Genomic DNA, 24,288 nt, shown 5'->3' on the forward strand with positions numbered 1-24,288 from the left:
CGGCGTAGATGTCGGGGCATGGGAATCTCGGATCGACGAACGCGCCGCGGCGTGGCCGTGACGATCGGCGCGCTGGCGGTCCTCGTCGCCGCGCTGCCGCGGGCCGCAGCGCAGGACGCGACGGGCATCGACCCCGCTGCCCTGCCTCGGGGAGCCGACCCGGCCGTCGCCCACCTGGTGCGCGACACCATCCGCGACGGTGACCTGCGGGTCCCGGCCACGACCCGGGGCCGCCACGAGGCCCTCTGGGCGGTCGCCGGCGGCTACGTGGTCCGCGACTACAACGTCGGCCGGTCGCGCTCGACCGTCCTCACCTTCATCAGCCGGTCGGGCCAGCAGCGCGTGGTCGCCCGGTCGCGGCACTGGGTCGAGGCAGCGGTCTCGCCCAGCGGCCGGCGGCTGGCGGTCCAGACCTGGCACGGTGCGCTGGAGAAGCGCTCGGACATCACGGTCGTCGGCCCGCGGACCGGTCGCGTCGTCGCGCGTCGTGAGCTGCGACTGGCCACCCTGGCTGCGGTCACCGAGTCGCGGGTCCTGGTCGGCCGGCGGGCCCACTGGCGCGACCCGGCCACGCAGTGGTGGAACTACGAGACCGACAGGTGGTGGCGGATCCACGGGCAGGCGGCCGTCGGCGCCGACGTGCGACAGGACAAGGTCGTCTTCGCCACGCCCGGACGCGGCGAGTTCTGCAACCGCGTGGCGGTCCTGTCCCGGCGGCGAGGACGTGGTGGCGCAGCTGCCGGGTCTACCCCCACCAGTGGTCGCCGGACGGCAGCCACGTCATCGCCACCCACACTTACTTCGACGCCGCAGGCACGGACCGGTGGTGGGTCGCCGACGGCCGCACGGCGCAGCGTCTGGCCACGATCACCGGCCGGCTCGACTGGGACGCGGTCTGGGAGGACGACGAGCACTTCTTGACCATGGCGCAGAGCGACGCCGGCCGAGCGGCCGTGCTGCGGTGCGACCTGGCCGGCACGTGCGAGCGCGCCAGCAGGGTCTGGCGGGTGCCGTTGCCGTCCGAGCCGTCGCTCTACTACGCGCCGCCGCCCGTCGTGCTGGCCGGCCGCTGAGATCCACCGAGGAGGAGTCATGCACGCGATCCGCCCGCTCCTGGCCGGTCTGAGTCTCGCCGGGCTGCTGCTCGGGACGGGGGTCCCCGTCTCGGCGGCTCCGGTCGGCGGCACCCCGGGGAACGACGTGCTGCTCGGCACCGGTGCTCGAGACCGGATCCGCGCCGGGGCCGGCGACGACGTCGTGGACTCCGGCCGCGGCGCCGACCGCGTGCGCGGCGGACCCGGCGACGACGACCTCTTCCTCGGCGCCAACCCCCTCCTCCTGGGGCCCAGCGGCGACATCGGGTTCGGTGGCGCCGGGGACGACCTCGTGCTCGGCGGCCCCGGCTTCGACGTCCTCGCCGGCGGGTCCGGAGACGACACCCTGGTCGGCGGGCCCGGCGCCAACACCTACGAGGACGGGGTCGGCCGCGACGTCGTCCTGGGCGGGCCCGACGGGGACGTCGTGTACCTCGGACGCGGACCCGACCGGCTGCGTCTCGGCGGGCACTCCGACGCGGTGTTCGTGGGCGTCGACCATCGGCGCGACGTGATCTGGTGCGGGACGGGGCGAGATCGGGTGTACTACGGCGACGCGCTGGACCCCCAGGACCTGTTCTTCGGGTGCGAGCAGTTCGCGGCCGGCCCCTAGGGTGGGCGACCGCTCAGGTCGCGGCGGTCGCCTCCACCGTGAGCCGGAGCTGGAGGCGGCGGTGGTTGACGGCCTCGATCGTGAAGATCACCAGCGCGATCCAGACGAGCACGAAGCCGGCCCAGCGGCCGGCGGGCATGTCCTCGTGGAAGTAGAGGACGCCGAGGCCGAACTGGAGGATCGGGGCGAGGTACTGCAGCAGGCCCAGGGTGACCATCGAGACGCGCGTGGCGGCGGCGCCGAAGCCGATCAAGGGGATCGCGGTCACGATGCCGGTGGAGATGAAGAGCAGGGCGTGGCCGGGGCCGTGGGCGGCGAAGTTCGACCCGCCGGTGGCGACGAGGTAGCCGACGTAGACGGCGGCGAACGGCGCGATGACGGCGGTCTCGAAGGCGAGGCTCTCGGTCGCGCCGACGTTCGCGGTCTTCTTGCACAGGCCGTAGCTGCCGAAGGAGAGCGCCAGGATCAGCGCGACGTACGGCAGCCGCCCGTAGTCGAGGGTGAGGACGGCGACGGCGGCCGACGCGATGCCCATCGCCACCCACTGCAGCGGACGGAGCCGCTCGTGGAGGATGAAGACCCCCATCAGCACCGTCACCAGGGGGTTGATGAAGTAGCCCAGCGACGTCTCGACGACCCGGCCGTTGGTGACGCCCCAGATGTACATCGCCCAGTTCACCGAGATGACCAGCGCCGCGACCGTGAGCAGCGTGCGCACCCGTCGGTTGCGGACGATGTCGCGGAGCTGGCCCTGGCGGCCGAGCACGACGATGACGATGCCCATCGTGATGCACGACCACAGGATCCGGTGCGCCAGGATCTCGAAGGCACCCGCCGGCTCGAGGAGTGGCCAGTAGATCGGGAATGCTCCCCACATGACGTAGGCCGCGATCCCGAACAGCAGCCCACGACGCGGTTCCGACACGGGCTCAGCATAGGAGCGCGTTCGTCGCGTGCGACGGTGCCCGTGGTTTGCCGTCCCATGGTCCGGGGGAGGTATCGGGTCACACGGGTGCAATACACGGAGGACCCGTGACTTCTCGGAGGGAGACAAAGGGAATGCGTCGTACGTTCACCACTTTGATCGCAACGCTGGGACTGATGGTGGCGGGCCTCGCGGCGCCGCTCCTGTTGTCGCCGGCCAGTGCCAGGACCCAGTCGCTCGGGGCGTCCCCGACGGGGCAGAGCACGGCCGCGCACCAGTCGATGCGGGCCAAGCCGCATCGCGACCTGCACGACACGATCGTCAAGAAGCGCGGCAAGCTCTACTTCAAGGGGCGGGTCGACCCGGGCCACGGCCCGGTGGTGGTGCAGAAGAAGGCCTGTGCGTCGAAGCACTGCAAGTGGAAGCGGTTCACGAAGGTCGCCACGCACGGACCGAAGGAGAAGTGGTCCGTGCACCTGCCGGCCCCGCGGCACGGCAACTGGTACTGGCGGGGTTACGTCAAGGCCTACGGAGGGTATGCCAAGTCCTGGACGGGCAAGTGGAAGACCTACACGCTCTGACGCCTCGCTGAGGTGGGGCTCGACCGCCACACGACAGGTCCTCGCTCTCGGGCGAGGACCTTGCGTGTGTCGGGGGGCAGGTCGTTCACGGCAGCGCGATGGCGCGTCGCCCCTAGACGACGGTCCAGGTGTCCCCGCCACCGATGAGGGCGGCGAGGCGGTCGGTCGGGTCGCCGGGGGCGGCGTCGCGGGCCGTCGCGATCTGGGCGCGGGCGCCGTCGTCGTACGTCGGCCGCTCGACCTGGCGGAAGATCCCGATGGGTGACTGGTTGAGGTAGCCGGAGTCGGTGAGCCGGCTGATCGCGAACGCCGTGGTGGGGTCGGGGTTGTAGGCGTTGTGGACCAGGATCGAGTCGGCGCCGACGTCGGCGACCTCGACGACCTTGACGCCGCCGGTCTCGCTGTCGCGGATCAGGCCCTTGGAGCCTTCGACGCCGAACCGGATGGGCTCACCGTGCACGAGCGGGATGATCGCGTCGGCCTTGGTGTCGTTGTTCTTGATCGCGTCGAAGGCGCCGTCGTTGAAGATCGGGCAGTTCTGGTAGATCTCGACGAACGACGTGCCGCGGTGGGCGGCGGCCGCGGAGAGCACCGCGGTGAGGTGCTTGCGGTCGGAGTCGATGGTGCGGGCCACGAAGGACCCCTCGGCGCCCAGGGCGAGGGAGACCGGGTTGAACGGGTGGTCCAGGGAGCCCATCGGGGTCGACTTGGTGATCTTGCCGGCCTCGGAGGTGGGGGAGTACTGGCCCTTGGTGAGGCCGTAGATCCGGTTGTTGAACAGCAGGATGGTCATGTTCACGTTGCGGCGCAGCGCGTGGATCAGGTGGTTGCCGCCGATCGACAGGGCGTCGCCGTCGCCGGTGACGACCCACACCGAGAGGTCCTCGCGGGCCGTGGCGATGCCGGTCGCGATCGACGGGGCGCGGCCGTGGATCGAGTGCATCCCGTAGGTGTCGAGGTAGTAGGGGAACCGCGACGAGCAGCCGATGCCGGAGACGAACACGATGTTCTCGCGGCGCAGCCCGAGCTCGGGCAGGAACCCCTGCACGGCCTTGAGGACCGCGTAGTCACCACACCCGGGGCACCAGCGGACCTCCTGGTCCGAGGTGTACTCCTTGCCGGTCTGGGGCTGGTCGCTGGTCGGGACCAGCTCGACCCCCGACCGCAGGCCGGGGAAGGGCAGCTTCTCGGTGCCCGTGGATGTTGCAGTCACTTGTTCGCCTCCTCGGCGATCGGGGTGAGGTCGACGGTGACGCCCTCGGTCTCGGCGACCAGGTTGCCGATGGCCTCCGCGAGCTCGGCGGCCTTGATCGGCATGCCGTTGACCTGGTTGTAGCCGATGGCGTCGACGAGGTACTTGCCGCGCAGCAGCAGGGAGAGCTGGCCGAGGTTCATCTCGGGCACGAGGACCTTGTCGTAGCGGGACAGGATCTCGCCGAGGTCCTTCGGGAACGGGTTGAGGTGGCGCAGGTGCACCTGGGCGACGTGGTAGCCGGCCTTGCGGACCCGGCGGCAGCCGGCGCCGATCGGGCCGTACGTCGAGCCCCAGCCGAGCACCAGCACCTTGGCCTCGCCGGACGGGTCGTCGACGACCAGCGGCGGCAGCGAGTCGGCGATCCGGTCGACCTTGGCCTGGCGGGTGCGGACCATGAAGTCGTGGTTGGCGGGGTCGTAGGAGATGTTGCCGTGGCCCTCGCCCTTCTCGAGCCCGCCGATGCGGTGCTCCAGGCCGGGCGTGCCGGGGATGGCCCAGGGGCGCGCGAGCGTCTCCTCGTCGCGCAGGTAGGGCCAGTACTCCGTTGTCGGGGGAGTCTCCGTGCCGTCCTTCGCAGTCTTTCCAGGGATGGTCTTGTTGCGCTCGGTCGCGAAGTTCGGCTCGATGACGGGCAGGTCGGCCATCTCGGGGATCTTCCACGGCTCGGAGCCGTTGGCGAGGTAGCCGTCGGAGAGCAGCATCACCGGGGTGCGGTAGGTGATCGCGATCCGGGCGGCCTCGAGAGCGGCGCTGAAGCAGTCGCCGGGCGACTGGGGTGCGACGATCGGGACCGGGGCCTCGCCGTTGCGGCCGAACATCGCCTGGAGCAGGTCGGCCTGCTCGGTCTTGGTGGGCAGGCCCGTGGAGGGGCCGCCGCGCTGGACGTCGACGACCAGCAGCGGGAGCTCGGTCATCACGGCCAGGCCGATGGCTTCGGACTTCAGCGCGATCCCGGGACCCGAGGTGGTGGTCACGCCGAGCGAGCCGGCGAAGGAGGCGCCGATCGCGGCGCCCACGCCGGCGATCTCGTCCTCGGCCTGCAGGGTGGTGACACCGAACGCCTTGTGCTTGGACAGCTCGTGGAGGATGTCTGAGGCCGGGGTGATCGGGTAGGACCCGAGGAAGACCGGCAGCCCGGACTGCACCCCCGCGGCGACCAGGCCGTAGGACAGGGCCAGGTTGCCGGTGATGTTGCGGTAGGTGCCCGCGCTCATGGGGGCGGGCTTGATCTCGTAGGACACCACGAACGTCTCGGTGGTCTCGCCGAAGTTCCAGCCGGCCTTGAAGGCCGTGATGTTCGCGTCGCGGATGTCGGCGACCTTCGCGAACCGCCTCTCCAGGAAGGTGATCGTGGACTCGATCGGGCGCCCGTACATCCACGACAGCAGGCCGAGCGCGAACATGTTCTTCGCCCGTGCCGCGTCCTTGCGGGACAGCCCGAACTCCTTGACCGCCTCGACCGTCATGCCGGTCAGGTCGACCGGGTGCACGAAGAACTCGCCCAGCGGGGAGCCGGCGTCACCCAGGCCGTCGAGCGGGTTGTCGGCGTAGCCCGCCTTGATCAGGTTGCGCCCGGTGAAGTCATGGGTGTCCACGATGATCGTCGCGCCCCTGGGCAGGTCACCCAGGTTGGCCTTCAGCGCGGCCGGGTTCATCGCCACCAGCACATCGGGGGCATCCCCCGCGGTCAGGATGTCGTGGTCGGCGAAGTGCACCTGGAACGACGAGACCCCCGGCAGCGTGCCCTGAGGGGCGCGGATCTCGGCCGGGAAGTTCGGCAGCGTCACCAGGTCGTTGCCGAACACGGCCGACTCCTGGGTGAACCGGTCGCCGGTCAGCTGCATGCCGTCACCGGAGTCGCCCGCGAACCGGATGATCACCCGGTCGAGCTGCTTGACCTGCTTGGACACCTGCCCACTTCCCTCATTGCGTCACGCGTGCCGCGGGCCCCGATGGCCCGGCGAACCCGCCGATCGTACTAACGGTACGGCCAGGAACTGGAACACGTTCCAGTTCCTGGGTCGAGCCCGCGGCCGCACGGCTTCCCACGATAGTCCGCAGTCCCGCCTCGCCGTAGCCGTCTCTCTCGCTGGATCCGTGATGGACGACACGTCCGTCTTTTGTGACCACAATGCGGATCAACTCGGCTAAGTCGACTAGGCTGCTCGGCATTAGTCAGTAGGTGCCCCTTCGTGGGCAGGAAAGAGATGACGATGAACAAGACGATCAAGGTTGCGGCGGCCCTCTCGGCTGCCGGGGTGCTGGCCTTGACGGGGTGCTCCAGTGACTCGTCCGGCGACAGTGGCGATGCGGTCAATGTCGCTGGCTACTCCGTTCTCCAGCAGGCCAACGAGGGCGTCATCGACGCCTTCAACGACACCGACGCCGGCAAGGACGTCGAGGTCAAGGGGTCGTACGGCGCGTCCGGCGACCAGAGCCGCGCTGTCGTGGCCGGCCAGGCCGCCGACGAGGTGCACCTGTCGCTCGAGCCCGACGTCACGCGTCTGGTCGACGAGGGCCTCGTCGCGGAGGACTGGAAGGACAACGAGACCAAGGGCATCTGCACCCAGTCGATCGTCGTCATGGTCGTCAAGACCGGCAACCCGGAGGGCATCGACAGCTGGGACGACCTCGCCAAGCCCGGCGTCGGCATCGTCACGCCGAACCCCGCCTCCTCCGGCTCCGCGAAGTGGAACCTGCTCGCTGCCTACGGCTCGGTGATCGCCGGGGGCGGCTCCGAGGCCGACGCCGCGGCGTACATGAAGCAGTTCTTCGCCAACGTCGTGGCGCTGCCCGACTCCGGTCGCGACGCGACCACCGCCTTCACCAGCGGCACCGGCGACGTCCTCCTCTCGTACGAGAACGAGGCGATCCTCGCCCGCCAGAGCGGCACCGACTTCGACTACGTCATCCCGGACTCCTCGCTGCTGATCGAGAACCCCTGCGCGCTGACCACCGATGCTTCCGACTCCGCCCAGGCGTTCATGGACTACCAGAAGAGCGCGGACGGCCAGAAGCTGTACGCCGAGACCGGCTACCGCCCGCTCGTCGACGTCGGTGACGTCGAGGTCAAGGGCGCCAACGACGAGAGCGACCCGTTCCCGGCTCCGGCCACGCTGCTGACGATCGACAAGGACTTCGGCGGCTGGGACGCCGCCAACACGAAGTTCTTCGACGAGAACGACGGCATCCTCACCAAGATCCAGGCGGAAGCAGGCCAGTAATGGCCTCCTCAGTCGCCGTGGGCGGCCGGTCGGCGCGCAAGCGCCGGCCGGCGTCGTCATCTCAGAAATCGGGTGCTGCTCTGACCCGGACGTCGGCCTTCGGGCTCGGCGTCTCCATGATCTGGTTCAGCCTGCTGGTCCTGATCCCGCTCTCCGCGATCATCGTCAAGGCCACCGGTGGCGGCTGGTCGACGTTCGAATCGGTGCTCACCAACGACAACACCCGAGCAGCGCTCGGGCTCACCGTGGTGGCCTCCCTGATCATCACCGCGATCAACATGGTGATGGGCACGATCATCGCCTGGGTCCTGGTCCGGGACCGGTTCCCCGGCAAGGCGCTGCTCGACCTCGTGATCGACATCCCGTTCGCGATGCCCACGATCGTCGCCGGCCTCGTGCTCCTCTCGCTGTACGGGCCGCAGAGCCCGATCGGCGTCGAGGTCAGCGGCACCCGCTGGTCGGTGCTGCTCGCGATCGCGTTCGTGACCCTGCCGTTCGTCGTGCGCACGGTGCAGCCGGTGCTCGAGGAGCTCGAGACCGACGTCGAGGACGCCGCGGCGTCGCTGGGCGCCACCCGGTTCACGACGTTCCGTCGGGTGATCCTCCCGGCCCTGGTGCCGGCGATCTTCGCCGGCGCGGCGCTGTCCTTCGCCCGCGGCATCAGTGAGTACGGCGCGCTCGTGCTCATCAGCGGCAACCTGCCCCGCAGCACCGAGGTCGTCTCGGTCCGCCTGTTCTCGTTCCTCGAGGGCGGCAACACCGAGGCCGCCGCTGCTGTCGCGACGATCATGCTGGTGATCGCGCTCCTGGCGATCGTGACGCTCGACGTCGTCCAGCGACGGGTGGCCCGTCGTGGCTAGCCCGAGCAGCACGGCGGTCGCGAACCGGTCGCAGGTCGTCACGTGGGTGCTCCGCGTGCTGGTCGTGGGCTACCTCCTGATGCTGGTCGCCTGGCCCACGGCGTACGTCGTCAAGCACACGTTCGCCGGCGGCATGACCGGCATCCAGGACGCCCTGGCTGACCCCGACGTGGTGCACGCGCTCAAGCTCACCGCTCAGATCGCGGTGGCCGCGGTCATCATCAACACGGTCTTCGGCGTGGGCATGTCGCTGCTGCTGGTCCGGCACACCTTCATCGGCAAGCGGGCGCTCTCGGTGCTCATCGACCTGCCGCTGTCGGTCTCGCCGGTCGTGGTGGGTCTCGCGCTCGTCCTCGTCTACAACGGCAGGTTCGGCTGGTTCGGACCCTTCCTCGAGGACCACGGGCTGCAGATCATCTTCGCCAAGCCGGGCATGATCATGGCGACCTGCTTCGTGATCCTCCCGCTGGTGATCCGTGAGGTCGTCCCCGTGCTCGAGGAGCTCGGCGACGACCAGGAGCAGGCGGCCCGCAGCCTCGGGGCGAGCGGCCGTCAGACGTTCCTGAGGATCACCCTGCCGAGCATCAAGTGGGCGGTCGTGTACGGCGTGGTGCTCAGCCTCGCCCGCGCCCTCGGTGAGTTCGGAGCCGTCAAGGTCGTCGCCGGCAACGTCGGCGGGGAGACCCAGGTGGCCACCGTGCTCGTCCAGCAGAAGTACCAGAACTTCCAGCAGGAGACGGCGTACTCCGTGGCGTTCATGCTCGTCTTCGCGGCGGTGCTGTGCCTGATCGTCGTCGCCCTGTTGCGTCCCCAGGACTCCCAGAAATGAGTGCAGTGTCATGAGTATCGAGATCAAGGGCGTCAACAAGATGTTCGGCGACTTCGTCGCACTCGACGACGTCAACGTGTCCCTGCCCACCGGCCAGCTGACCGCCCTCCTCGGGCCGTCCGGCGGCGGCAAGTCGACGCTGCTCCGCATCATCGCGGGCCTCGACGCGGCCGACTCCGGCACGATCACCATCGAGGGGACCAACGCGACCACGCTGCCGCCCCAGAAGCGCAACGTCGGCTTCGTGTTCCAGCACTACGCCGTCTTCAAGCACATGACGGTGGCGAAGAACGTGGCCTTCGGCCTCGAGATCCGCAAGCGGCCCAAGGACGAGATCGCGGCCCGTGTGGACGAGCTGCTCAAGCTCGTGCACCTGTCGCAGTTCGCCCACCGGCTGCCGTCGCAGCTCTCGGGCGGTCAGCGCCAGCGGATGGCGCTCGCCCGGGCGCTCGCGGTGGAGCCCACCGTGCTGCTGCTCGACGAGCCGTTCGGCGCGCTCGACGCGAAGGTCCGCAAGGAGCTGCGCGACTGGCTGCGTCGCCTCCACGACGAGGTGCACGTGACGACGGTCTTCGTGACCCACGACCAGGAGGAGGCCATGGAGGTCGCCGACGAGATCGTGGTGATCAACAACGGCCGGGTCGAGCAGGTCGGCACCCCCGACCAGCTCTACGACGAGCCGGCGAACGACTTCGTGATGGGGTTCCTCGGCGAGATCACGACGCTCAACGGGGTGATGCTGCGGCCGCACGACATCCACGTGTCGCTCACGCCCGAGGTCGCCGGCGCCGCGGAGGGCACCATCTCGCGGCTGCTGCGGGTCGGCTTCGAGGTGCGCGCCACGGTGCTCACGGACGACGGTGAGGAGGTCACGGTCATCCTGACCCGGACCCACGCTCGCCAGCTCGGCCTGGAGACGGGCGTCCGGGTCTGGGTGACCCCGGCCGCGGGTGCGCTCACCATGCCGTCGTTGACGGCCGCCGCCGGCTGACCCGGCCGGGGTGCTGCAGCGGGGTCAGCGACTCATCGGTAGTTGGTGAACTGCACCGCGAAGTCGAGGTCCTGACCCTTCACCAGCGCCTGCACGGCCTGCAGGTCGTCGCGCTTCTTCGACGAGATCCGCAGCTCGTCTCCCTGGATCTGCGCCTTGACGCCCTTGGGGCCCTCGTCGCGGATCAGCTTGGAGATCTTCTTGGCGTCCTCGGAGGAGATGCCCTCCTTGAGCGCGATCGAGATCTTCGACTGCTGGCCCGACGCGCGCGGCTCGGAGGCGTCGAGGATCTTGAGGCTCTGCTGGCGCTTGATCAGCTTGTCCTTGAAGACGTCGAGGACGGCGCTGGCGCGGTCGTCGGCGGACGCCGAGATCTCGATCGCCTGGTCGCCCTGCCACTCGATGGTCGCTCCGGTGCCCTTGAAGTCGAAGCGGGTCGCGATCTCGCGGGCCGTCTGCCCGAGGGCGTTGTCGACCTCCTGGCGGTCGAGCTTGCTCACGATGTCGAACGACGAGTCGGCCATCTGCACTCCTCCATCTGCCGGACCCCGAAGCGGGGTCCTGGGTTTTCGTCTACCGAACCTGCTGCGCTATTGTTTCGCCTTGTTGTCGCCGAGCCAAACGGCCGGCGCGACACCCCGGCAGGTTGCCCGAGCGGCCAATGGGAACGGACTGTAAATCCGTCGGTGTATACCTTCGAAGGTTCGAATCCTTCACCTGCCACTGGCGCCCCGATCCTCGCCGATCGGGGCGTCAGCTCATTTCGGGGCCGGCACTGCGGATGACACGCCGGAGCACCTGCCGACGTGGGCGGGCCGCGGTCACACGCGCCCCGGCAGGTCGTGGTCGCCGGTGTAGAAGGGCGAGTCCTTGCGGGAGAGGATGTCGCGCCGCTCCTCGGGCGTGAGCGCCTCGACCTGCGCCCGCACGTCGGACGGGAAGCCGCTCACCTCCGGCGCCTCGGCGACGGGCACGATCGTGTGCACGACTCGGTCGGCGTAGACGTGGACCATCGTGAACGCCTGGTGGCCGTCGACGCCCGAGATGAAGCGGGCGTTCGGCGCCGGGTCGCCGGTGTAGCAGGTGGCGGAGGCGACCGAGACCGGCACGCCGGCGAAGGTGGAGTACGTCGAGTAGTGCAGGTGGCCGGCCAGGATGCACCGCACGTCGGTGCCCGTGATCACGTCGGCGAGCCGCTGCTGGTCGAGCAGCTCGATGATCTGGGCTGCCGGCAGCATCGGGATCGGCAGTGGTGGGTGGTGCAGCGCGAGCAGGCTGCCGTGCGGGGCGGGCGTGGCCAGCACGTCGGCCAGCCAGGCCAGCTGGTCGTCGGTCAGGTCGCCGTGGTGGTAGCCCGGCACGCTGCTGTCGAGCGACACGATCCGCAGTCCGTCCACGTCGTACACCCGGTCCTGGGTGGCCGCGCTCGCCTCGCCGTACAGCCCGGCGGAGTACGCCGCACGCTCGTCGTGGTTGCCCATCACCCAGACGATCTCGGCGCCGATCGCGGCGGCCGCGGGCTCGACGAGCTCGCGCAGCCGGGCGTACGCCGCCGGCTCGGCCCTGTCGGCGAGGTCTCCGGTGAAGACCAGCGCCTGCGGCGCGGGGTCGAGGCGGGCGAGCCGCTCGAGCGCGAGGGCCAGCGACGCCTCGGTGTCGATCACGCCGTACTGCTTGGCCCCCGCGGCCAGCAGGTGCGGGTCGCTGAGGTGGGCGATGGCGTGCCCCGGCGCGGGGTACTGGCCGTACTGCACGCCCCGAGATTAGCCCTGCAGCAACCGAATCGCTCGAGCGCGCATCCCAGGGACGTGGACACCCTGCGGCGTGCTGCCCGGTCGGTCGGCCGGGCCGGCGTCGTGTGCGCGGTCGCCCTGACATCCCTGACCGCCTGCGATGCGGGCGGGTCGGCCGACGAGCCGACCGCTCGTGCGTCGTCGACCCCACCGGGTCGGGCTGCCGACCCGGTGGGCGACCCCACCACGAGCCCCTCGCCACCGGTGGTGAAGCCGCGCCGAGCGGTGATGCCGGAGGTGCCGATGCGGTTCATGTACGCGCGGGGGACCGGCTCCGAGGCCGTCCTGGTCAGCGCCGCCGGGATCACCGGGACGGGGCGGAGCGCGTCGGCCTACGTCCCGACCCGGACCGGCGCGGTCTTCGCCAGCGGCGACCAGGTCTACGAGCTCGTGGACGGCGGCACGGCGGTCGCCATCGGGCCGGTGCTCGAGCAGGACGTCTTCCTGGAGGTGGACCCGACGCTGCGCTATGTCGCCTGGGAGGTGCGCCGGAGCGACGGCCGCCGGGCGCGGGCACTCGTCTACGACGTGGTCGCGCACCGCCTGGTGCTGGATCGCGTGCTGCTGTGGGCGGACCGGAGCGGCCCGCTCCGGGTCGCGGACTTCGGCGCGGCCCGCCTGCGGTTGGTCCACCTGCCGCGGTGGGACTTCTGGACCTTCGCCACGGTGTCGGGTCACGCCCTGGCCACCCCGGGAGGACAGGTCGTGGACCTGCGGTCCGGCCGGGTCGAGGGCCCCGGGGCGAGCCGGGGGGTGTGGTCGCCGGGCCTGCGCTACCGGGTTGCCGACGTCCGGGGCCGGCGTCCGTGGCAGGTGGTCGACCCGACGACCGGACGGGACGTCACTCCGGCCGCACTGCTCGGACCGGGCCGGGGTGCCACGCGGCTCACCGGCTGGCTCGGCAACGCGACCTTCGGGGTGCTCACCACGTCGGGCACGTGGCGGCACTCCTCCGTCGCGGCGTCGGTCTGCCGCGTGGCGGGTCGGTGCCGGGTGGTGTGGCGGCTCCATCTCGGGCCCGACGACAGCGGTCTGTCGGACTCCAACGAGATCGGCTAGGGGCGAGCGGACGGGGAGGTGCGGGTGAGCAGGAACACCGGGATCACCCGGTCGGTGCGCTCCTCGTACTTCGCGAAGTTCGGCCAGGTGCGCAGCATGACCTGCCACATCCGAGCCCGCTCGTCGCCCTCGATCTCGCGCGCCGTGACGGGGATCTGCTCACGCTCGGTGCCGATCGTGGCCTCGCCCGCGGCGCGGAGGTTGCCGACCCACAGCGGCATGTCCGGCCCGCCGAAGTAGGACCCGGCGATCAGCCAGTCGCCCTGGTGGGGCACACACAGGAGCGGGGTCGTGCGCGGGATGCCGCTCTTGCGGCCGACCACGGTGAGGCTGAGGTTGGGCAGCCCGGCGATGTCGAGGATCGTGAACCGACCGCGGGTGACCTTCTGGAGGAAGCGGTCGCAGGCCACGATCTGGGGCAGCAGCCTGGGCATCCACGGGATCGCTCCGATGCGGATCGCCAGCGGCGTCAAGAGACCCATGGGCGGAGGCTAGCCCGGCCCGAACGGGTGGTGCGTGAGCGCACGGTGCGTGGGACGGTGAGTGACCCCGGTCACCCCGGATCGTTGCCATCGCGGGGAGTACCTGCCTAGGGTTCCGGTAAGCAGAAGAAAACCCCCACGATGTGGAATATGACGGAGGCTGACGTGGTGACTCGGGTACAGGTCGGCGATCTCGCCGTGGCAGAGGTGCTGCACCGCTTCGTCACCGAGGAGGCGCTCCCCGGCTCGGGAGTCGACCCGGATGCGTTCTGGGCGGCCACCGACGCCCTCGTGCACGAGCTGGCCCCGCGCAACCGTCAGCTCCTCGCCCGCCGCGACGAGCTCCAGGCGCAGATCGACGACTTCCACCGCGCGAACCCCGGCCGGCCCGACCCCGCGGCCTACGCCGGGTTCCTGCGCGAGATCGGCTACCTGCGCGACGAGCCGGCCGACGTCGCGGTGACGACCGCCGACGTCGACGACGAGGTGGCCCGGATCGCGGGCCCCCAGCTGGTGGTGCCGCTGCTCAACGCCCGCTTCGCCACCAACGCCGTGAACGCCCGGTGGGGCTCGCTGTACGACGCGCTCTACGGCTCCGACGTCGTCCCGCAGGACGGTGACCTCGCACCCGGCGACACCTACAACGAGGTCCGCGGCGCCGAGGTGATCGCCCGGGGCCGCGCCTTCCTCGACGCCCACTTCCCGCTGACCTCCGGCTCGCACGCCGACGCCACGTCGTACGCCCTGGACGACGACGGCCTGGCCGTGACCGTCAAGGACGACGTCGTGCGGCTCGCCGACACGGCGCAGCTGGTCGGGTTCCGCGGCGCGACCGCTGCGCCCGAGGCCGTGCTCCTGGTCCACCACGGTCTCCACGTCGAGATCCAGGTCGACCCCGAGGACCCGATCGGCAGCACCGATGCCGCCGGCGTCAAGGACCTGCTGCTCGAGTCGGCGGTCTCCACGATCATGGACCTCGAGGACTCCGTCGCGGCCGTCGACGCCGACGACAAGGTGCTCGGCTACCGCAACTGGATGCGGCTGATGTCGGGCACCCTCGCGGAGGAGGTCACCAAGAACGGCGAGACCTTCACGCGGGCGATGAACCCCGACCGCACCTACGCCACGACCTCCGGCGACGAGGTCACGCTGCCCGGCCGCTCGCTGCTGTTCATCCGCCAGGTCGGCCACCTGATGACCAGCGACGCCGTGCTCGACCGCGACGGCAACGAGGTGCCCGAGGGCATCCTCGACGCGGTCATGACCGCTCTCGGCAGCCTGCGCGACCTGCGCGGCGACTCCGAGCTGGGCAACTCCCGGACCGGGTCGATGTATGTCGTGAAGCCGAAGATGCACGGGCCCGACGAGGTCGCCTTCGCCGTCGAGCTCTTCGGCCGGGTCGAGGAGATGCTCGGCCTGCCCCGCCTGACGATCAAGGTCGGCATCATGGACGAGGAGCGGCGAACGTCGCTCAACCTCAAGGCCTGCATCGCCGAGGCCAGCGAGCGGGTGGCCTTCATCAACACCGGCTTCCTCGACCGCACCGGCGACGAGATCCACACCTCCATGCAGGCGGGCCCGATGGTCCGCAAGAACGACATGAAGGGCGAGACCTGGATCCAGGCCTACGAGGACCTCAACGTCGACATCGGCCTCGAGTGCGGCCTGCTCGGCCGCGCCCAGATCGGCAAGGGCATGTGGGCCGCGCCCGACAGCCTGGCCGCGATGTACGACGCGAAGGTCGCCCACCCGGAGGCCGGCGCCAGCTGTGCCTGGGTGCCGTCCCCGACCGCGGCCACCGTGCACGCGTTGCACTACCACCAGGTCGACGTGCGCGCCCGCCAGGAGGAGCTCGCCGCGGGGGGTCGGCGCCGCGACCGCGAGCAGCTGCTCGAGATCCCGCTCGGCGATCCCGGCTCGTGGTCCGACGACGACCGGCAGCACGAGATCGACAACAACCTCCAGAGCCTGCTGGGCTACGTCGTGCGCTGGGTCGACGCCGGCGTCGGGTGCTCCAAGGTCCCCGACATCACCGGTGAGCCGCTGATGGAGGACCGCGCGACCTGCCGGATCTCCTCGCAGCACGTCGCCAACTGGCTGCACCACGGCGTGGTCACCGGCGACCAGGTCGAGGAGACCCTGCGCCGCATGGCCAAGGTCGTCGACGAGCAGAACGCCGGCGACCCGTCGTACGCCCCGATGGCTCCGGGCTACGACGGCGACGCCTTCGAGGCCGCGCGTGCGCTGGTGTTCGAGGGTCTCGAGCAGCCCAGCGGCTACACCGAACCGATCCTGCACCGACGCCGTGCCCACAAGAAGGAGAGCTCCTGATGGACCTGGACACCGCCCGCACCATCGTGGCGGGAGCCCGCGCCCACGGCGACTCGGCGGGCTTCAAGCCGCTGACCGTGGTCGTCCTCGACGCGGGCGGCCACGTGGTGGCCGTCGAGCGGGAGGACGGCTCCTCGATGAAGCGCTTCGAGATCGGGTTCGGCAAGGCCCACGGCGCGCTGTCCCTCGGGATGGGGTCCCGCGCGATCATGGGCCGCGCCGAGCAGCAGCCGTACTTCATCGCCGCGGTCACCTCGGCGGTGGGCGGCGCGCTGGTGCCGGTCCCGGGCGGGGTGCTGGTGCGCGATGCCGACGGCGTCCTGGTCGGAGCGGTCGGCGTCACCGGCGACACCTCCGACAACGACGAGGCCGCAGCCGTGGCGGGCATCGAGAGTGCCGGCCTGACCGCCGAGACCGGCTGATGCCGGGGATGCCCGGCGTCGACGCGGTCTCCCAGCGCGCCCGGGAGCTGATCCCGCCCGAGGGCGTGATCACCGACGTCGCCCGGCTGCGCACCTACGAGTGCGACGGGCTGTCCCACTACCGGGTCGTGCCCGCGCTCGTGGTCATCCCGGAGGACGCCGCCCAGCTGGCGGGCGTGGTCCGGGCCTGCGCCGAGCACGGCGTCCCGTTCGTCGCTCGCGGCTCGGGCACCGGCCTGTCCGGCGGCGCGCTGCCGCACGCCGAGGGTGTCCTCGTCGTGACGTCGAAGATGCGCACGATCACCGCCGTACGCCCCGGCGACCAGCGCGCCGTCGTCGAGCCCGGCGTCATCAACCTCGACGTCACCCGGGCCGCGACGCCGCACGGCTACTACTACGCGCCCGACCCCTCGAGCCAGCAGATCTGCTCGATCGGCGGCAACGTCGCCGAGAACTCCGGCGGTGCGCACTGCCTCAAGTACGGCTTCACCACCAACCACGTGCTCGGCGCCGACTTCGTCTCCCCGCAGGGCGAGGTCGTCCAGCTCGGCGGGATCGCGCCGGACACCCCGGGCTACGACCTGCTCGGTGCGGTGGTCGGCTCCGAGGGCACCCTCGGCATCGTCACGTCGGCGACCGTGCGGCTGGTCCGCCTGCCCGAGGAGGTGCGCACGATCCTGGTCGGCTTCGCGTCCACCGACCAGGCCGGCGCCGCGGTCTCCGCGATCATCGCGGCCGGCATCGTGCCCGCGGCCATCGAGATGATGGACGCCCTCGCGATCGAGGCCGCCGAGGCGGCGGTGCACTGCAACTACCCGGACGGCGCCGGCGCCGTCCTGGTCATCGAGCTCGACGGCGCGGCGGTCGAGGTGGCTGCGGAGTACGACGAGGTCGAGCGGCTCTGCAACGACAACGGGGCCTTCGAGCAGCGGCTCGCGACCGACCCGGTCGACCGCGCGCTGATCTGGAAGGGCCGCAAGTCGGCGTTCGCGGCCGTCGGCCGGATCAGCCCCGACTACATCGTCCAGGACGGCGTGATCCCGCGGACCGCGCTGCCCGAGGTGCTCAAGGCCATCGCCGAGCTGTCCGGGTCGTCCGGCGTCCGGGTCGCCAACGTCTTCCACGCCGGTGACGGCAACCTCCACCCGCTGGTGCTCTTCGACGAGTCGAAGGACGGCGAGGCCGAGGCGGCCGAGGAGGTCAGCGGCGCGATCCTCGACCTCTGCATCGAGCACGGCGGGTCGATCACCGGCGAGCACGGCGTCGGCATGGACAAGGCGCGCTACATGCCGCGGATGTACGACGAGGCCGACCTCGACACCATGCAGCTGGTGCGCTGCGCGTTCGACCCCGACGGGATCTCCAACCCCGGCAAGGTCTTCCCGACACCGCGCCTCTGCGGGGAGGTCCCGGGCCGGCACCGGGGTGCCCACCCGCTCCAGGAAGCCGGACTGGCGGAGGTGTTCTAGTGGTCGAGGAGGCGCACCCGACCAGCACCGCCGAGGTCGCCGACGTGCTGCGCGACGCCACGTCACGCGGGCTCACCGTCGTCGCCCGCGGCCGCGGGACCAAGCAGGGGTGGGGGATGCCGCCGACCTCGGTCGACCTCGTCGTCGACCTGAGTGGCCTCGACCGGGTGCTCGACCACCAGGCCGGTGACCTGATCGTGGACACCCAGGCGGGCGCGCTCCTCTCCGAGGTGCAGGACGTCGTCGGCAAGGAGCGCCAGCGACTCGTCCTCGAGGAGACCGTGCCCGGCACGACGGTGGGCGGCGCCCTGGCCACCAACACCTCGGGGCCCCAGCGGATGCTCTTCGGCACCGCCCGCGACCTGCTCATCGGCGTCACCGTGGTCCGCGCCGACGGCGTGGTCGCCAAGGCCGGTGGCCGGGTCGTGAAGAACGTCGCCGGCTACGACCTCGGCAAGCTGATGATCGGCTCCTACGGCACCCTCGCGGTCATCACCGAGGCGGTCTTCCGGCTGCACCCGCTCCCCGACCTGGAGCGCTGGGTCGTCACGCCGGTCGACGACCCCGGCCGGGCCCACGACCTTGCGCAGGCGGTCGTCCACTCGCAGGCCGTGCCCTGGGCGGTGGAGGTCGACCTCCCCGCGTCCGGGCCCGGCACCCTCGGGGTGCTGCTCGGCGGCAGGTCCGAGGGCGTCGCCGACCGGGCGGAGACCGTACGACGCCTCCTCGGCGACGCCGCCGAGGTCACCGACACCACCCCGCCGGGCTGGGCGGCGCACCCGGCCGGACCCGTCCTGCTCAAGCTCACCTTCGCCCTGTCCGGACTGCGCGACGTGCTCGCCACCGCCCGCGACGCGGGCGTGCACGTCCGCGGCTCGGCCGGCGCCGGTGTCGTGCACGCCGCTGCCGACGACGCCGGCGCCCTCGACGCGCTGCGCGCGGTCTGCGCGCGGCACGGCGGCTCGGTCGTCGTGGTCGACGCGCCACCGGACGTGAAGCAGGCCGTCGACGTGTGGGGGCCGGTGCCGGCCCTCGACCTGATGCGCCGGGTCAAGGACCAGTTCGACCCCGACCACCGGCTCGCGCCCGGTCGCTTCGTAGGAGGAATCTGATGACCGACCTCGGTGAGACCGGCGCGATCGTCGACTTCGGCACGCCTGTCGAGGGTGGCGCGTTCGACGACCACAACCCGCCCGACGCCGCCCTCGTGGGTGACTGCGTGCACTGCGGCTTCTGCCTGCCGACCTGCCCGACGTACATCCTGTGGGGCGAGGAGATGGACTCCCCGCGCGGCCGGATCTACCTGATGAAGGAGGGCCTCGAGGGCGCGCCGATGACCGACGCCATGGTGTCCCACTGGGACGCCTGTCTCGGCTGCATGGCCTGCGTGACCGCGTGCCCGTCGGGCGTGCAGTACGACACCCTCATCGAGCAGACCCGCGCCCAGGTCGAGCGCCACCACGACCGCTCCGCCGGCGACCGGGCGCTGCGGGGCCTGATCTTCGCCCTCTTCCCGCATCCGAAGCGGCTCCGGCTCCTGCGCGGTCCGCTCCGGCTGCTGCAGCGCACCGGGCTCGACCGGGCGATGCGGCGCACCGGCCTGCTCGACCGGATGGCTCCCCAGCTGGCCGCGATGGAGCGGCTCGCCCCGCGGCTCGGCCGGCCCGAGCCGCTGCCCGAGCTGATCCGGGCGACCGGCGAGCGCCGGGCGACCGTCGGGATGCTGACCGGCTGCGTGCAGGGTGCGTTCTTCCCCGGCGTGAACTCCGCGACCGCGCGGGTGCTCCGGGCCGAGGGCTGCGACGTGGTCGTCCCGCCCGCCCAGGGCTGCTGCGGCGCACTGTCGGTCCACAACGGCCGCGAGGCCGAGGCGCAGGGCTTCGCCCGCAGCCTCGTCGACTCCTTCGAGGACCGCGGCGTCGAGTGGATCGTCGTCAACGCCGCCGGCTGCGGCTCCACCATGAAGGAGTACGCCGAGCTGCTGGCCGACGACCCGGCGTACGCCGACCGCGCCCGCGCCTTCGCCGACCGGGTCCGCGACGTCTCGGAGATCCTCGACGAGCTGGGGCCGGTCGCCCCGCGGCACCCGCTCGAGATGACGATCGCCTACCACGACGCCTGCCACCTGGCCCACGCCCAGGGCGTGCGCGCCGAACCGCGCCGGCTGCTCGAGGCGATCCCCGGGCTCGAGCTGCGCGAGATCGCGGAGGGCGAGATCTGCTGCGGCTCCGCCGGCATCTACAACGTGCTCAACCCCGAGCCCGCGCGCGAGCTCGGGGACCGGAAGGCGGCGAACATCGTCGCCACCGGCGCCCAGCTGCTCGTCACCGCCAACCCGGGCTGCCTCATGCAGGTGGCCTCGGCCATCGACAGGTCCGGGCACCCCATGGGCATGGCCCACACCATCGAGGTCCTCGACGCGTCGATCACCGGGAGGCCCGCTGCGACCCTCCTGCCCTGACCGCCCACGCCATCTCTCGGGAGACATCTCATGTTCCAGCAAGACCTCGACCCGGTCGGCGGGTCGCTCGCCCTCAGCGCCCTGTGCGGCGCGATCCCGCTCCTCACCCTCTTCGTGCTGCTCGGCGGCCTCAAGGTCCGGGCCTGGCTGTCCGGGCTGATCTCGCTCGCGGTGTCGCTCGTCGTCGCGATCGCGCTCTTCGACATGCCCACCGGCCAGGCGCTGCTCGCCGGCACCGAGGGCGCGGCGTTCGGGTTCTTCCCGATCCTCTGGATCGTCATCAACGCCATCTGGGTCTACAACCTGACCGTCGCGACCGGGCACTTCGACGTGCTGCGCCGCTCGTTCGAGAAGGTCAGCCCCGACCAGCGGATCCAGGCGATCATCATCGCCTTCTGCTTCGGCGCGCTGCTGGAGGCGCTGGCCGGGTTCGGTACGCCGGTCGCCATCACCGTGGTGATGCTGATGGCGCTGGGCTTCGAGCCCCTCAAGGCGGCGGCCGTCGCCCTGATCGCCAACACCGCCCCGGTGGCGTTCGGTGCGCTGGCCACCCCGATCGTCACGCTCTCGACGGTCGCGTCGGGCGCCAGCGACGCGTCCGGCCTCGACGTCGACACCCTGGGCGCGATGGTCGGCCGGCAGACCCCGATCCTCGCCCTCGTGGTGCCGCTGATCCTCGTCTTCGTCGTCGACGGCAAGCGCGGGCTGCGCAGCACCTGGTTGGCCGCGGTCGTCTGTGGTGTCGCGTTCGCCGTCGCCCAGTTCGTCGCGTCCAACTACATCTCCGTGCAGCTCGCCGACATCGTCGCCGCCCTGGTCGCGGCCGCCGCGGTCGTCCTGCTGCTGCGCGTGTGGACCCCCGCCGACGTGCTGGTGGCCGAGCCTCGGACCGACGCGCCGGTGCCGGTGACCGCGGGCAGCGGTGGCCGGGGAGTCGGTGGCCGGGGAGTCTCCGCCGGCGCCGCCGCCGACGCGCCGCCGGACAGCCGCGCCGAGGTGGCCCGCGCCTACGCGCCCTACCTCGTGATCATCGCGATCTTCTCCATCACCAACATCACCGCGGTCAAGGAGTTCCTCGCCAAGGAGCCCTGGACCTACGCGTTCGCCTGGCCGGGGCTCGACGTGTTGAACACCGCCGGTGACCCGGTGTCGTCGACGACGTACGTCCTCAACTGGCTGCCCGCGGCCGGCACCCTCATGATCATCGCCGGGCTCATCACGGCCGTGCTCCTGCGGATCTCGCCGTCGACGATGGCGCGCACCTACGTCGGCACGTACGTCGAGCTGCGCTCGGCCATCGTCACCGTGATGGCCGTGCTGGGACTGGCCTACGTGATGAACCTGTCCGGCCAGACCGGCTCGATGGGGGCCTGGCTCGCGGGCGCCGGCGCCGGCTTCGCGATCCTCTCGCCGATCCTCGGCTGGATCGGCGTCGCGGTGACCGGGTCGGACACCTCGGCCAACGCCCTGTTCGGTGCACTCCAGGTGCAGACCGCCTCGCAGGCGGGCCTCGACCCGACCTTGATGGCCGCCGCGAACTCGTCCGGCGGCGTGCTCGGCAAGATGGTCAGCCCGCAGAACCTCGCCATCGCGGCGGCCGCCGTCGGCATGGCCGGGCGCGAGGGCGACATCTTCCGCAAGGTCATAGGCTGGAGCCTCGGCCTGCTGCTGCTGATGTGCATCATCGTCGGCCTGCAGTCCACGCCGGTCCTCGGCTGGATGGTGCCCTAGAGGGAGGTCGGATGGCGGTGCAGTCGGTCGACCGGGCCCTCGACGTCCTGGAGGCGCTGGCCGAGGCCGGCAAGCCCCAGGGCGTCGGCGAGCTCGCGGCGCGCACCGGCCTCCCCCAGGGCACCGCGCACCGGATCCTCCAGAGCCTCCAGGAGCGCGGCTACGTGCGGCGGGACGGGTCGCGGAAGTACTCGCTCGGCACCTCCGCCGTCCGGCTCGCCGACGGTGCGCAGCGCGCCCTGGCCCGGAGTGCCCGGCCCTACCTCGCCGAGCTGGTCACGCTGTCGGGCGAGACGGCCAACCTCGCCGTCCGCGAGGGTGACGACGTCGTCTACATCGCGCAGGTCTCCTCGCCGCACACGCTGCGGATGTTCGCCGAGGTCGGGCGGCACGTGCCTCCGCACTCCACAGCGGTCGGCAAGGTGCTGCTCGCCGCGCTGCCCCGCGAGGAGGCCCGGGCGATCCTGCGGCGGACCGGCCTCGCCCCGCGCACCGACGCGACCATCACCGACCTCGCGGCGTTCGAGGCCGAGCTCGACCTCGTGGCGGCGCAGGGCTGGGCGGCCGACGAGGAGGAGCAGGAGGCCGGGGTGCGCTGCGTCGCCGTACCCGTCGGCGGTCCGGGCCCGACGCTCGCGGCGATGTCGCTCTCCGGTCCGGCCGACCGCTTCGCCGGCGGCCGGGTCGAGGGCCTGGTGGAGGCGATGCGGCACGTCGGGCAGGCGTTCGGCGCCGGGTCACCGCCCCAGCAGGTCGCGGACCGCGTCGCCGACTGACCCGGCGTCGACCACCGCGGCGACGTGGGCGTCGGGGCGCACCAGCCAGACCTCACCGGGCGGTAGGTCGAGATCCGTCGCGACCGCGCAGGGCACGTCGGTCGCGGGTGGCCCGAGCTCGCCGGCCGCGAGCAGCAGCAGCCCGTCGCGGGCGAGCGCCCGCAGCCGGCCGTCGGCCACGGGCGGCCGCGGGGAGCCGGCGTAGCGGTGTGCCGCGTAGAGCGTCCCGGAGTCGATCGCGCCGCGCGCAGCCGGATCGGCGAGCGCGCGCTCGAGGACGTCGCGGCGGTGCAGGCGACCCTCCTCGGTCTGCGGCACCAGGAAGTCCATGGTCCGGCTGGTGACCGCCAGGTTGGCGCGGGCAGCCGCACCCCGCTCGGCGTCGTAGCTCGCGACGAGCGACCCGTCGGCCCACCCGTGCAGCGCGAACGCCAGCTTCCACGCGGCGTTCTCGGCGTCGGCGACGCCGGAGTTGAGACCGCGCGCGCCGAACGGTGCCATCAGGTGCGCGACGTCGCCGGCGAGCAGCACCCGGCCGACGGCCATCCGGTCGACGCTGCGGGAGTGGAAGCGGTAGACGGTGCACCACACGACCTCGAAGGCACGCTCGCCGACGACCTGCCGGATCCGCGCGTCGAGAGCGCCGGACGCCTGCTCGGCCGCGAGGTCGAAGCCGGGCTCGACCTGCCAGTCGATCCGGAAGACCGAGTCGGGGCAGGGGTGGATGAGCACCTGGCGGCCCGGGTTCCACTCCGGGTCGAAGTGGAAGCGCCGCTCCAGCGTCCGGTCGGGCAGCTCGCAGCGGATGTCGCAGATCAGGAAGCGGTCGTCGAAGGACCGGCCGTCGAAGGACAGCCCGAGCGCGTCGCGGACGACGTCTCCCCGGGCCCCGGCGCACGCCACGACGTACGGCGTCTCGAGCCGCACCGGGCCGTCCGCCGTGTCCGCCGCGACCACCACCCGGTCACCGAGGTCGCGCAGGCCGGTGACCCGGTGCCCCCACCGCACCTCGATCGACGGGGTCTCCGCGATCCGCTCGTCGAGGAGCTCCTCCACCCGGCTCTGCGCGATGTTGACCCACGGCGGGAACGGCGACCCGCTGGCGTCGGAGAACTCGACGTGGAAGAGCTCGTGCTCGCGGAAGTAGGTGCGCGCCACCCGCCAGGTCACGCCCTCGTCGGCGATCTGACGGCCGGCACCGACCGAGTCCCAGACCTCGAGCGTGTCGCGCTGCTGGCAGATCGAGCGCGAGCCCTCGATCGTCCGCTGCGGATGCGCGTCGAGCACCACCGCGGGGATGCCCCAGCGGGCGAGCAACAGTGCGGTGGTCTGGCCGACCGGTCCGTTGCCGATGACGACGACCGGAGGCCCGTCGTACGCACCCATGGGCGC

The 24,288-nt window shown here is 71.5% G+C and carries 23 protein-coding genes and 1 tRNA gene; 17 read left to right on the forward strand and 7 right to left on the reverse strand.

Translation table 11 applies throughout. From position 1 onward, the window contains the following. Nucleotides 1–51: 51 nt before the first annotated feature. From PD653B2_RS05835 to PD653B2_RS05840, 3 genes are read left to right on the forward strand one after another with little or no spacing between them, the layout of a single operon-like run. Nucleotides 52–921: a hypothetical protein gene (locus PD653B2_RS05835; protein WP_085871383.1), complete on the forward strand. Its 870-nt coding sequence runs from the start codon at nt 52–54 to the stop codon at nt 919–921. After that, the gene (locus PD653B2_RS24775) at nt 918–1,073 is read left to right on the forward strand and encodes a hypothetical protein (protein ID WP_165763341.1); all 156 of its coding nucleotides are present in this window, start codon (nt 918–920) and stop codon (nt 1,071–1,073) included. The genes PD653B2_RS05835 and PD653B2_RS24775 overlap by 4 nt, the downstream gene beginning before the upstream one ends. A gap of 19 nt (nt 1,074–1,092) precedes the next feature. After that, the gene (locus PD653B2_RS05840) at nt 1,093–1,707 is read left to right on the forward strand and encodes a calcium-binding protein (RefSeq protein ID WP_085871384.1); all 615 of its coding nucleotides are present in this window, start codon (nt 1,093–1,095) and stop codon (nt 1,705–1,707) included. 13 nt (nt 1,708–1,720) lie between these two features. On the opposite strand, the gene rarD is transcribed toward PD653B2_RS05840, so the two are convergent. Then, nucleotides 1,721–2,632: an EamA family transporter RarD gene (gene rarD / locus PD653B2_RS05845; protein ID WP_085871385.1), complete on the reverse strand. Its 912-nt coding sequence runs from the start codon at nt 2,630–2,632 to the stop codon at nt 1,721–1,723. 155 nt (nt 2,633–2,787) lie between these two features. Between rarD and PD653B2_RS05850 the strand changes: the two genes are divergently transcribed. After that, on the forward strand, nt 2,788–3,213 hold the full coding sequence (locus PD653B2_RS05850; RefSeq protein ID WP_133058950.1) for a hypothetical protein: 426 nt from the start codon (nt 2,788–2,790) through the stop codon (nt 3,211–3,213). Nucleotides 3,214–3,325: 112 nt separating this feature from the next. Here the strand turns inward: PD653B2_RS05850 and PD653B2_RS05855 are convergent, their stop codons facing one another. Together PD653B2_RS05855 and PD653B2_RS05860 are read right to left on the reverse strand one after the other, a co-directional pair. After that, nucleotides 3,326–4,426, reverse strand: a complete 1,101-nt coding sequence (locus PD653B2_RS05855; protein WP_414689151.1) for a 2-oxoacid:ferredoxin oxidoreductase subunit beta — start codon at nt 4,424–4,426, stop codon at nt 3,326–3,328. Then, nucleotides 4,423–6,378: a 2-oxoacid:acceptor oxidoreductase subunit alpha gene (locus PD653B2_RS05860; protein ID WP_085871387.1), complete on the reverse strand. Its 1,956-nt coding sequence runs from the start codon at nt 6,376–6,378 to the stop codon at nt 4,423–4,425. Before PD653B2_RS05860 ends, PD653B2_RS05855 begins: the two co-directional genes overlap by 4 nt. A gap of 282 nt (nt 6,379–6,660) precedes the next feature. Between PD653B2_RS05860 and PD653B2_RS05865 the strand changes: the two genes are divergently transcribed. From PD653B2_RS05865 to PD653B2_RS05880, 4 genes are read left to right on the forward strand one after another with little or no spacing between them, the layout of a single operon-like run. Continuing rightward, the gene (locus PD653B2_RS05865) at nt 6,661–7,692 is read left to right on the forward strand and encodes a sulfate ABC transporter substrate-binding protein (protein WP_242665152.1); all 1,032 of its coding nucleotides are present in this window, start codon (nt 6,661–6,663) and stop codon (nt 7,690–7,692) included. After that, a complete protein-coding gene (gene cysT / locus PD653B2_RS05870; RefSeq protein ID WP_085871388.1) occupies nt 7,692–8,552 on the forward strand; it encodes a sulfate ABC transporter permease subunit CysT in 861 nt (286 codons plus the stop codon). Before PD653B2_RS05865 ends, cysT begins: the two co-directional genes overlap by 1 nt. After that, nucleotides 8,545–9,381 (forward strand): sulfate ABC transporter permease, encoded by an 837-nt coding sequence (locus PD653B2_RS05875; protein ID WP_085871389.1) that lies wholly within the window; start codon nt 8,545–8,547, stop codon nt 9,379–9,381. Before cysT ends, PD653B2_RS05875 begins: the two co-directional genes overlap by 8 nt. A 10-nt stretch (nt 9,382–9,391) precedes the next feature. Beyond that, nucleotides 9,392–10,372: a sulfate/molybdate ABC transporter ATP-binding protein gene (locus tag PD653B2_RS05880; RefSeq protein ID WP_085871390.1), complete on the forward strand. Its 981-nt coding sequence runs from the start codon at nt 9,392–9,394 to the stop codon at nt 10,370–10,372. A gap of 32 nt (nt 10,373–10,404) precedes the next feature. On the opposite strand, the gene PD653B2_RS05885 is transcribed toward PD653B2_RS05880, so the two are convergent. Then, nucleotides 10,405–10,896, reverse strand: a complete 492-nt coding sequence (locus PD653B2_RS05885; protein ID WP_085871391.1) for a YajQ family cyclic di-GMP-binding protein — start codon at nt 10,894–10,896, stop codon at nt 10,405–10,407. 116 nt (nt 10,897–11,012) lie between these two features. Between PD653B2_RS05885 and PD653B2_RS05890 the strand changes: the two genes are divergently transcribed. Then, nucleotides 11,013–11,095 (forward strand) — tRNA-Tyr (locus PD653B2_RS05890). Between the two features lie 98 nt (nt 11,096–11,193). Here the strand turns inward: PD653B2_RS05890 and PD653B2_RS05895 are convergent. Next, nucleotides 11,194–12,126, reverse strand: coding sequence for a phosphodiesterase (locus PD653B2_RS05895; RefSeq protein ID WP_085871392.1), 933 nt, complete (start codon nt 12,124–12,126; stop codon nt 11,194–11,196). 54 nt (nt 12,127–12,180) lie between these two features. Between PD653B2_RS05895 and PD653B2_RS05900 the strand changes: the two genes are divergently transcribed. Next, nucleotides 12,181–13,224, forward strand: a complete 1,044-nt coding sequence (locus tag PD653B2_RS05900) for a hypothetical protein (RefSeq protein WP_085871393.1) — start codon at nt 12,181–12,183, stop codon at nt 13,222–13,224. Here PD653B2_RS05900 and PD653B2_RS05905 read toward each other — a convergent pair. Next, the gene (locus tag PD653B2_RS05905; RefSeq protein WP_085871394.1) at nt 13,221–13,706 is read right to left on the reverse strand and encodes a nitroreductase family deazaflavin-dependent oxidoreductase; all 486 of its coding nucleotides are present in this window, start codon (nt 13,704–13,706) and stop codon (nt 13,221–13,223) included. The genes PD653B2_RS05900 and PD653B2_RS05905 overlap by 4 nt on opposite strands. A gap of 168 nt (nt 13,707–13,874) precedes the next feature. On the opposite strand from PD653B2_RS05905, the gene PD653B2_RS05910 reads away from it, so the two are divergent. The 7 genes from PD653B2_RS05910 to PD653B2_RS05940 are packed head-to-tail and all read left to right on the forward strand — an operon-like array spanning nt 13,875 to nt 22,896. Next, nucleotides 13,875–16,037: a malate synthase G gene (locus PD653B2_RS05910; protein ID WP_242665153.1), complete on the forward strand. Its 2,163-nt coding sequence runs from the start codon at nt 13,875–13,877 to the stop codon at nt 16,035–16,037. After that, nucleotides 16,037–16,459, forward strand: coding sequence for a GlcG/HbpS family heme-binding protein (locus tag PD653B2_RS05915; RefSeq protein ID WP_085871396.1), 423 nt, complete (start codon nt 16,037–16,039; stop codon nt 16,457–16,459). Before PD653B2_RS05910 ends, PD653B2_RS05915 begins: the two co-directional genes overlap by 1 nt. Next, nucleotides 16,459–17,928 carry an FAD-linked oxidase C-terminal domain-containing protein gene (locus PD653B2_RS05920; protein ID WP_207559339.1) on the forward strand — a complete coding sequence of 490 codons (1,470 nt, stop codon included), beginning with the start codon at nt 16,459–16,461 and terminating at the stop codon, nt 17,926–17,928. Before PD653B2_RS05915 ends, PD653B2_RS05920 begins: the two co-directional genes overlap by 1 nt. Further along, entirely contained in the window at nt 17,928–19,040 is a 1,113-nt protein-coding gene (locus PD653B2_RS05925) for an FAD-binding oxidoreductase (RefSeq protein WP_207559340.1), read from the forward strand. The genes PD653B2_RS05920 and PD653B2_RS05925 overlap by 1 nt, the downstream gene beginning before the upstream one ends. After that, entirely contained in the window at nt 19,040–20,389 is a 1,350-nt protein-coding gene (gene glcF / locus PD653B2_RS05930) for a glycolate oxidase subunit GlcF (protein WP_085871398.1), read from the forward strand. The genes PD653B2_RS05925 and glcF overlap by 1 nt, the downstream gene beginning before the upstream one ends. A gap of 30 nt (nt 20,390–20,419) precedes the next feature. Beyond that, on the forward strand, nt 20,420–22,120 hold the full coding sequence (locus PD653B2_RS05935) for an L-lactate permease (RefSeq protein WP_085871399.1): 1,701 nt from the start codon (nt 20,420–20,422) through the stop codon (nt 22,118–22,120). 11 nt (nt 22,121–22,131) lie between these two features. Continuing rightward, the gene (locus tag PD653B2_RS05940) at nt 22,132–22,896 is read left to right on the forward strand and encodes an IclR family transcriptional regulator (RefSeq protein ID WP_085871400.1); all 765 of its coding nucleotides are present in this window, start codon (nt 22,132–22,134) and stop codon (nt 22,894–22,896) included. Here the strand turns inward: PD653B2_RS05940 and PD653B2_RS05945 are convergent. Beyond that, nucleotides 22,858–24,282 (reverse strand): FAD-dependent monooxygenase, encoded by a 1,425-nt coding sequence (locus PD653B2_RS05945; protein WP_085871401.1) that lies wholly within the window; start codon nt 24,280–24,282, stop codon nt 22,858–22,860. The two genes, PD653B2_RS05940 and PD653B2_RS05945, sit on opposite strands and share 39 nt — an antisense overlap. Between the last annotated feature and the right edge of the window lie 6 nt (nt 24,283–24,288).

Origin of the sequence: Nocardioides sp. PD653-B2 (assembly GCF_002117935.1) — a bacterium.
GTDB lineage: Bacteria > Actinomycetota > Actinomycetes > Propionibacteriales > Nocardioidaceae > Nocardioides.

Bases quoted from the DNA above. Each gene is read 5' to 3' on its own strand.
- PD653B2_RS05840 (WP_085871384.1), top strand. From the start codon at position 1,093: ATGCACGCGATCCGCCCGCTCCTGGCCGGTCTGAGTCTCGCCGGGCTG.
- cysT (WP_085871388.1), top strand. From the start codon at position 7,692: ATGGCCTCCTCAGTCGCCGTGGGCGGCCGGTCGGCGCGCAAGCGCCGG.
- PD653B2_RS05880 (WP_085871390.1), top strand. From the start codon at position 9,392: ATGAGTATCGAGATCAAGGGCGTCAACAAGATGTTCGGCGACTTCGTC.
- PD653B2_RS05885 (WP_085871391.1), bottom strand. From the start codon at position 10,896: ATGGCCGACTCGTCGTTCGACATCGTGAGCAAGCTCGACCGCCAGGAG.
- PD653B2_RS05905 (WP_085871394.1), bottom strand. From the start codon at position 13,706: ATGGGTCTCTTGACGCCGCTGGCGATCCGCATCGGAGCGATCCCGTGG.
- PD653B2_RS05915 (WP_085871396.1), top strand. From the start codon at position 16,037: ATGGACCTGGACACCGCCCGCACCATCGTGGCGGGAGCCCGCGCCCAC.
- PD653B2_RS05920 (WP_207559339.1), top strand. From the start codon at position 16,459: ATGCCGGGGATGCCCGGCGTCGACGCGGTCTCCCAGCGCGCCCGGGAG.
- glcF (WP_085871398.1), top strand. From the start codon at position 19,040: ATGACCGACCTCGGTGAGACCGGCGCGATCGTCGACTTCGGCACGCCT.
- PD653B2_RS05935 (WP_085871399.1), top strand. From the start codon at position 20,420: ATGTTCCAGCAAGACCTCGACCCGGTCGGCGGGTCGCTCGCCCTCAGC.
- PD653B2_RS05940 (WP_085871400.1), top strand. From the start codon at position 22,132: ATGGCGGTGCAGTCGGTCGACCGGGCCCTCGACGTCCTGGAGGCGCTG.
- PD653B2_RS05945 (WP_085871401.1), bottom strand. From the start codon at position 24,282: ATGGGTGCGTACGACGGGCCTCCGGTCGTCGTCATCGGCAACGGACCG.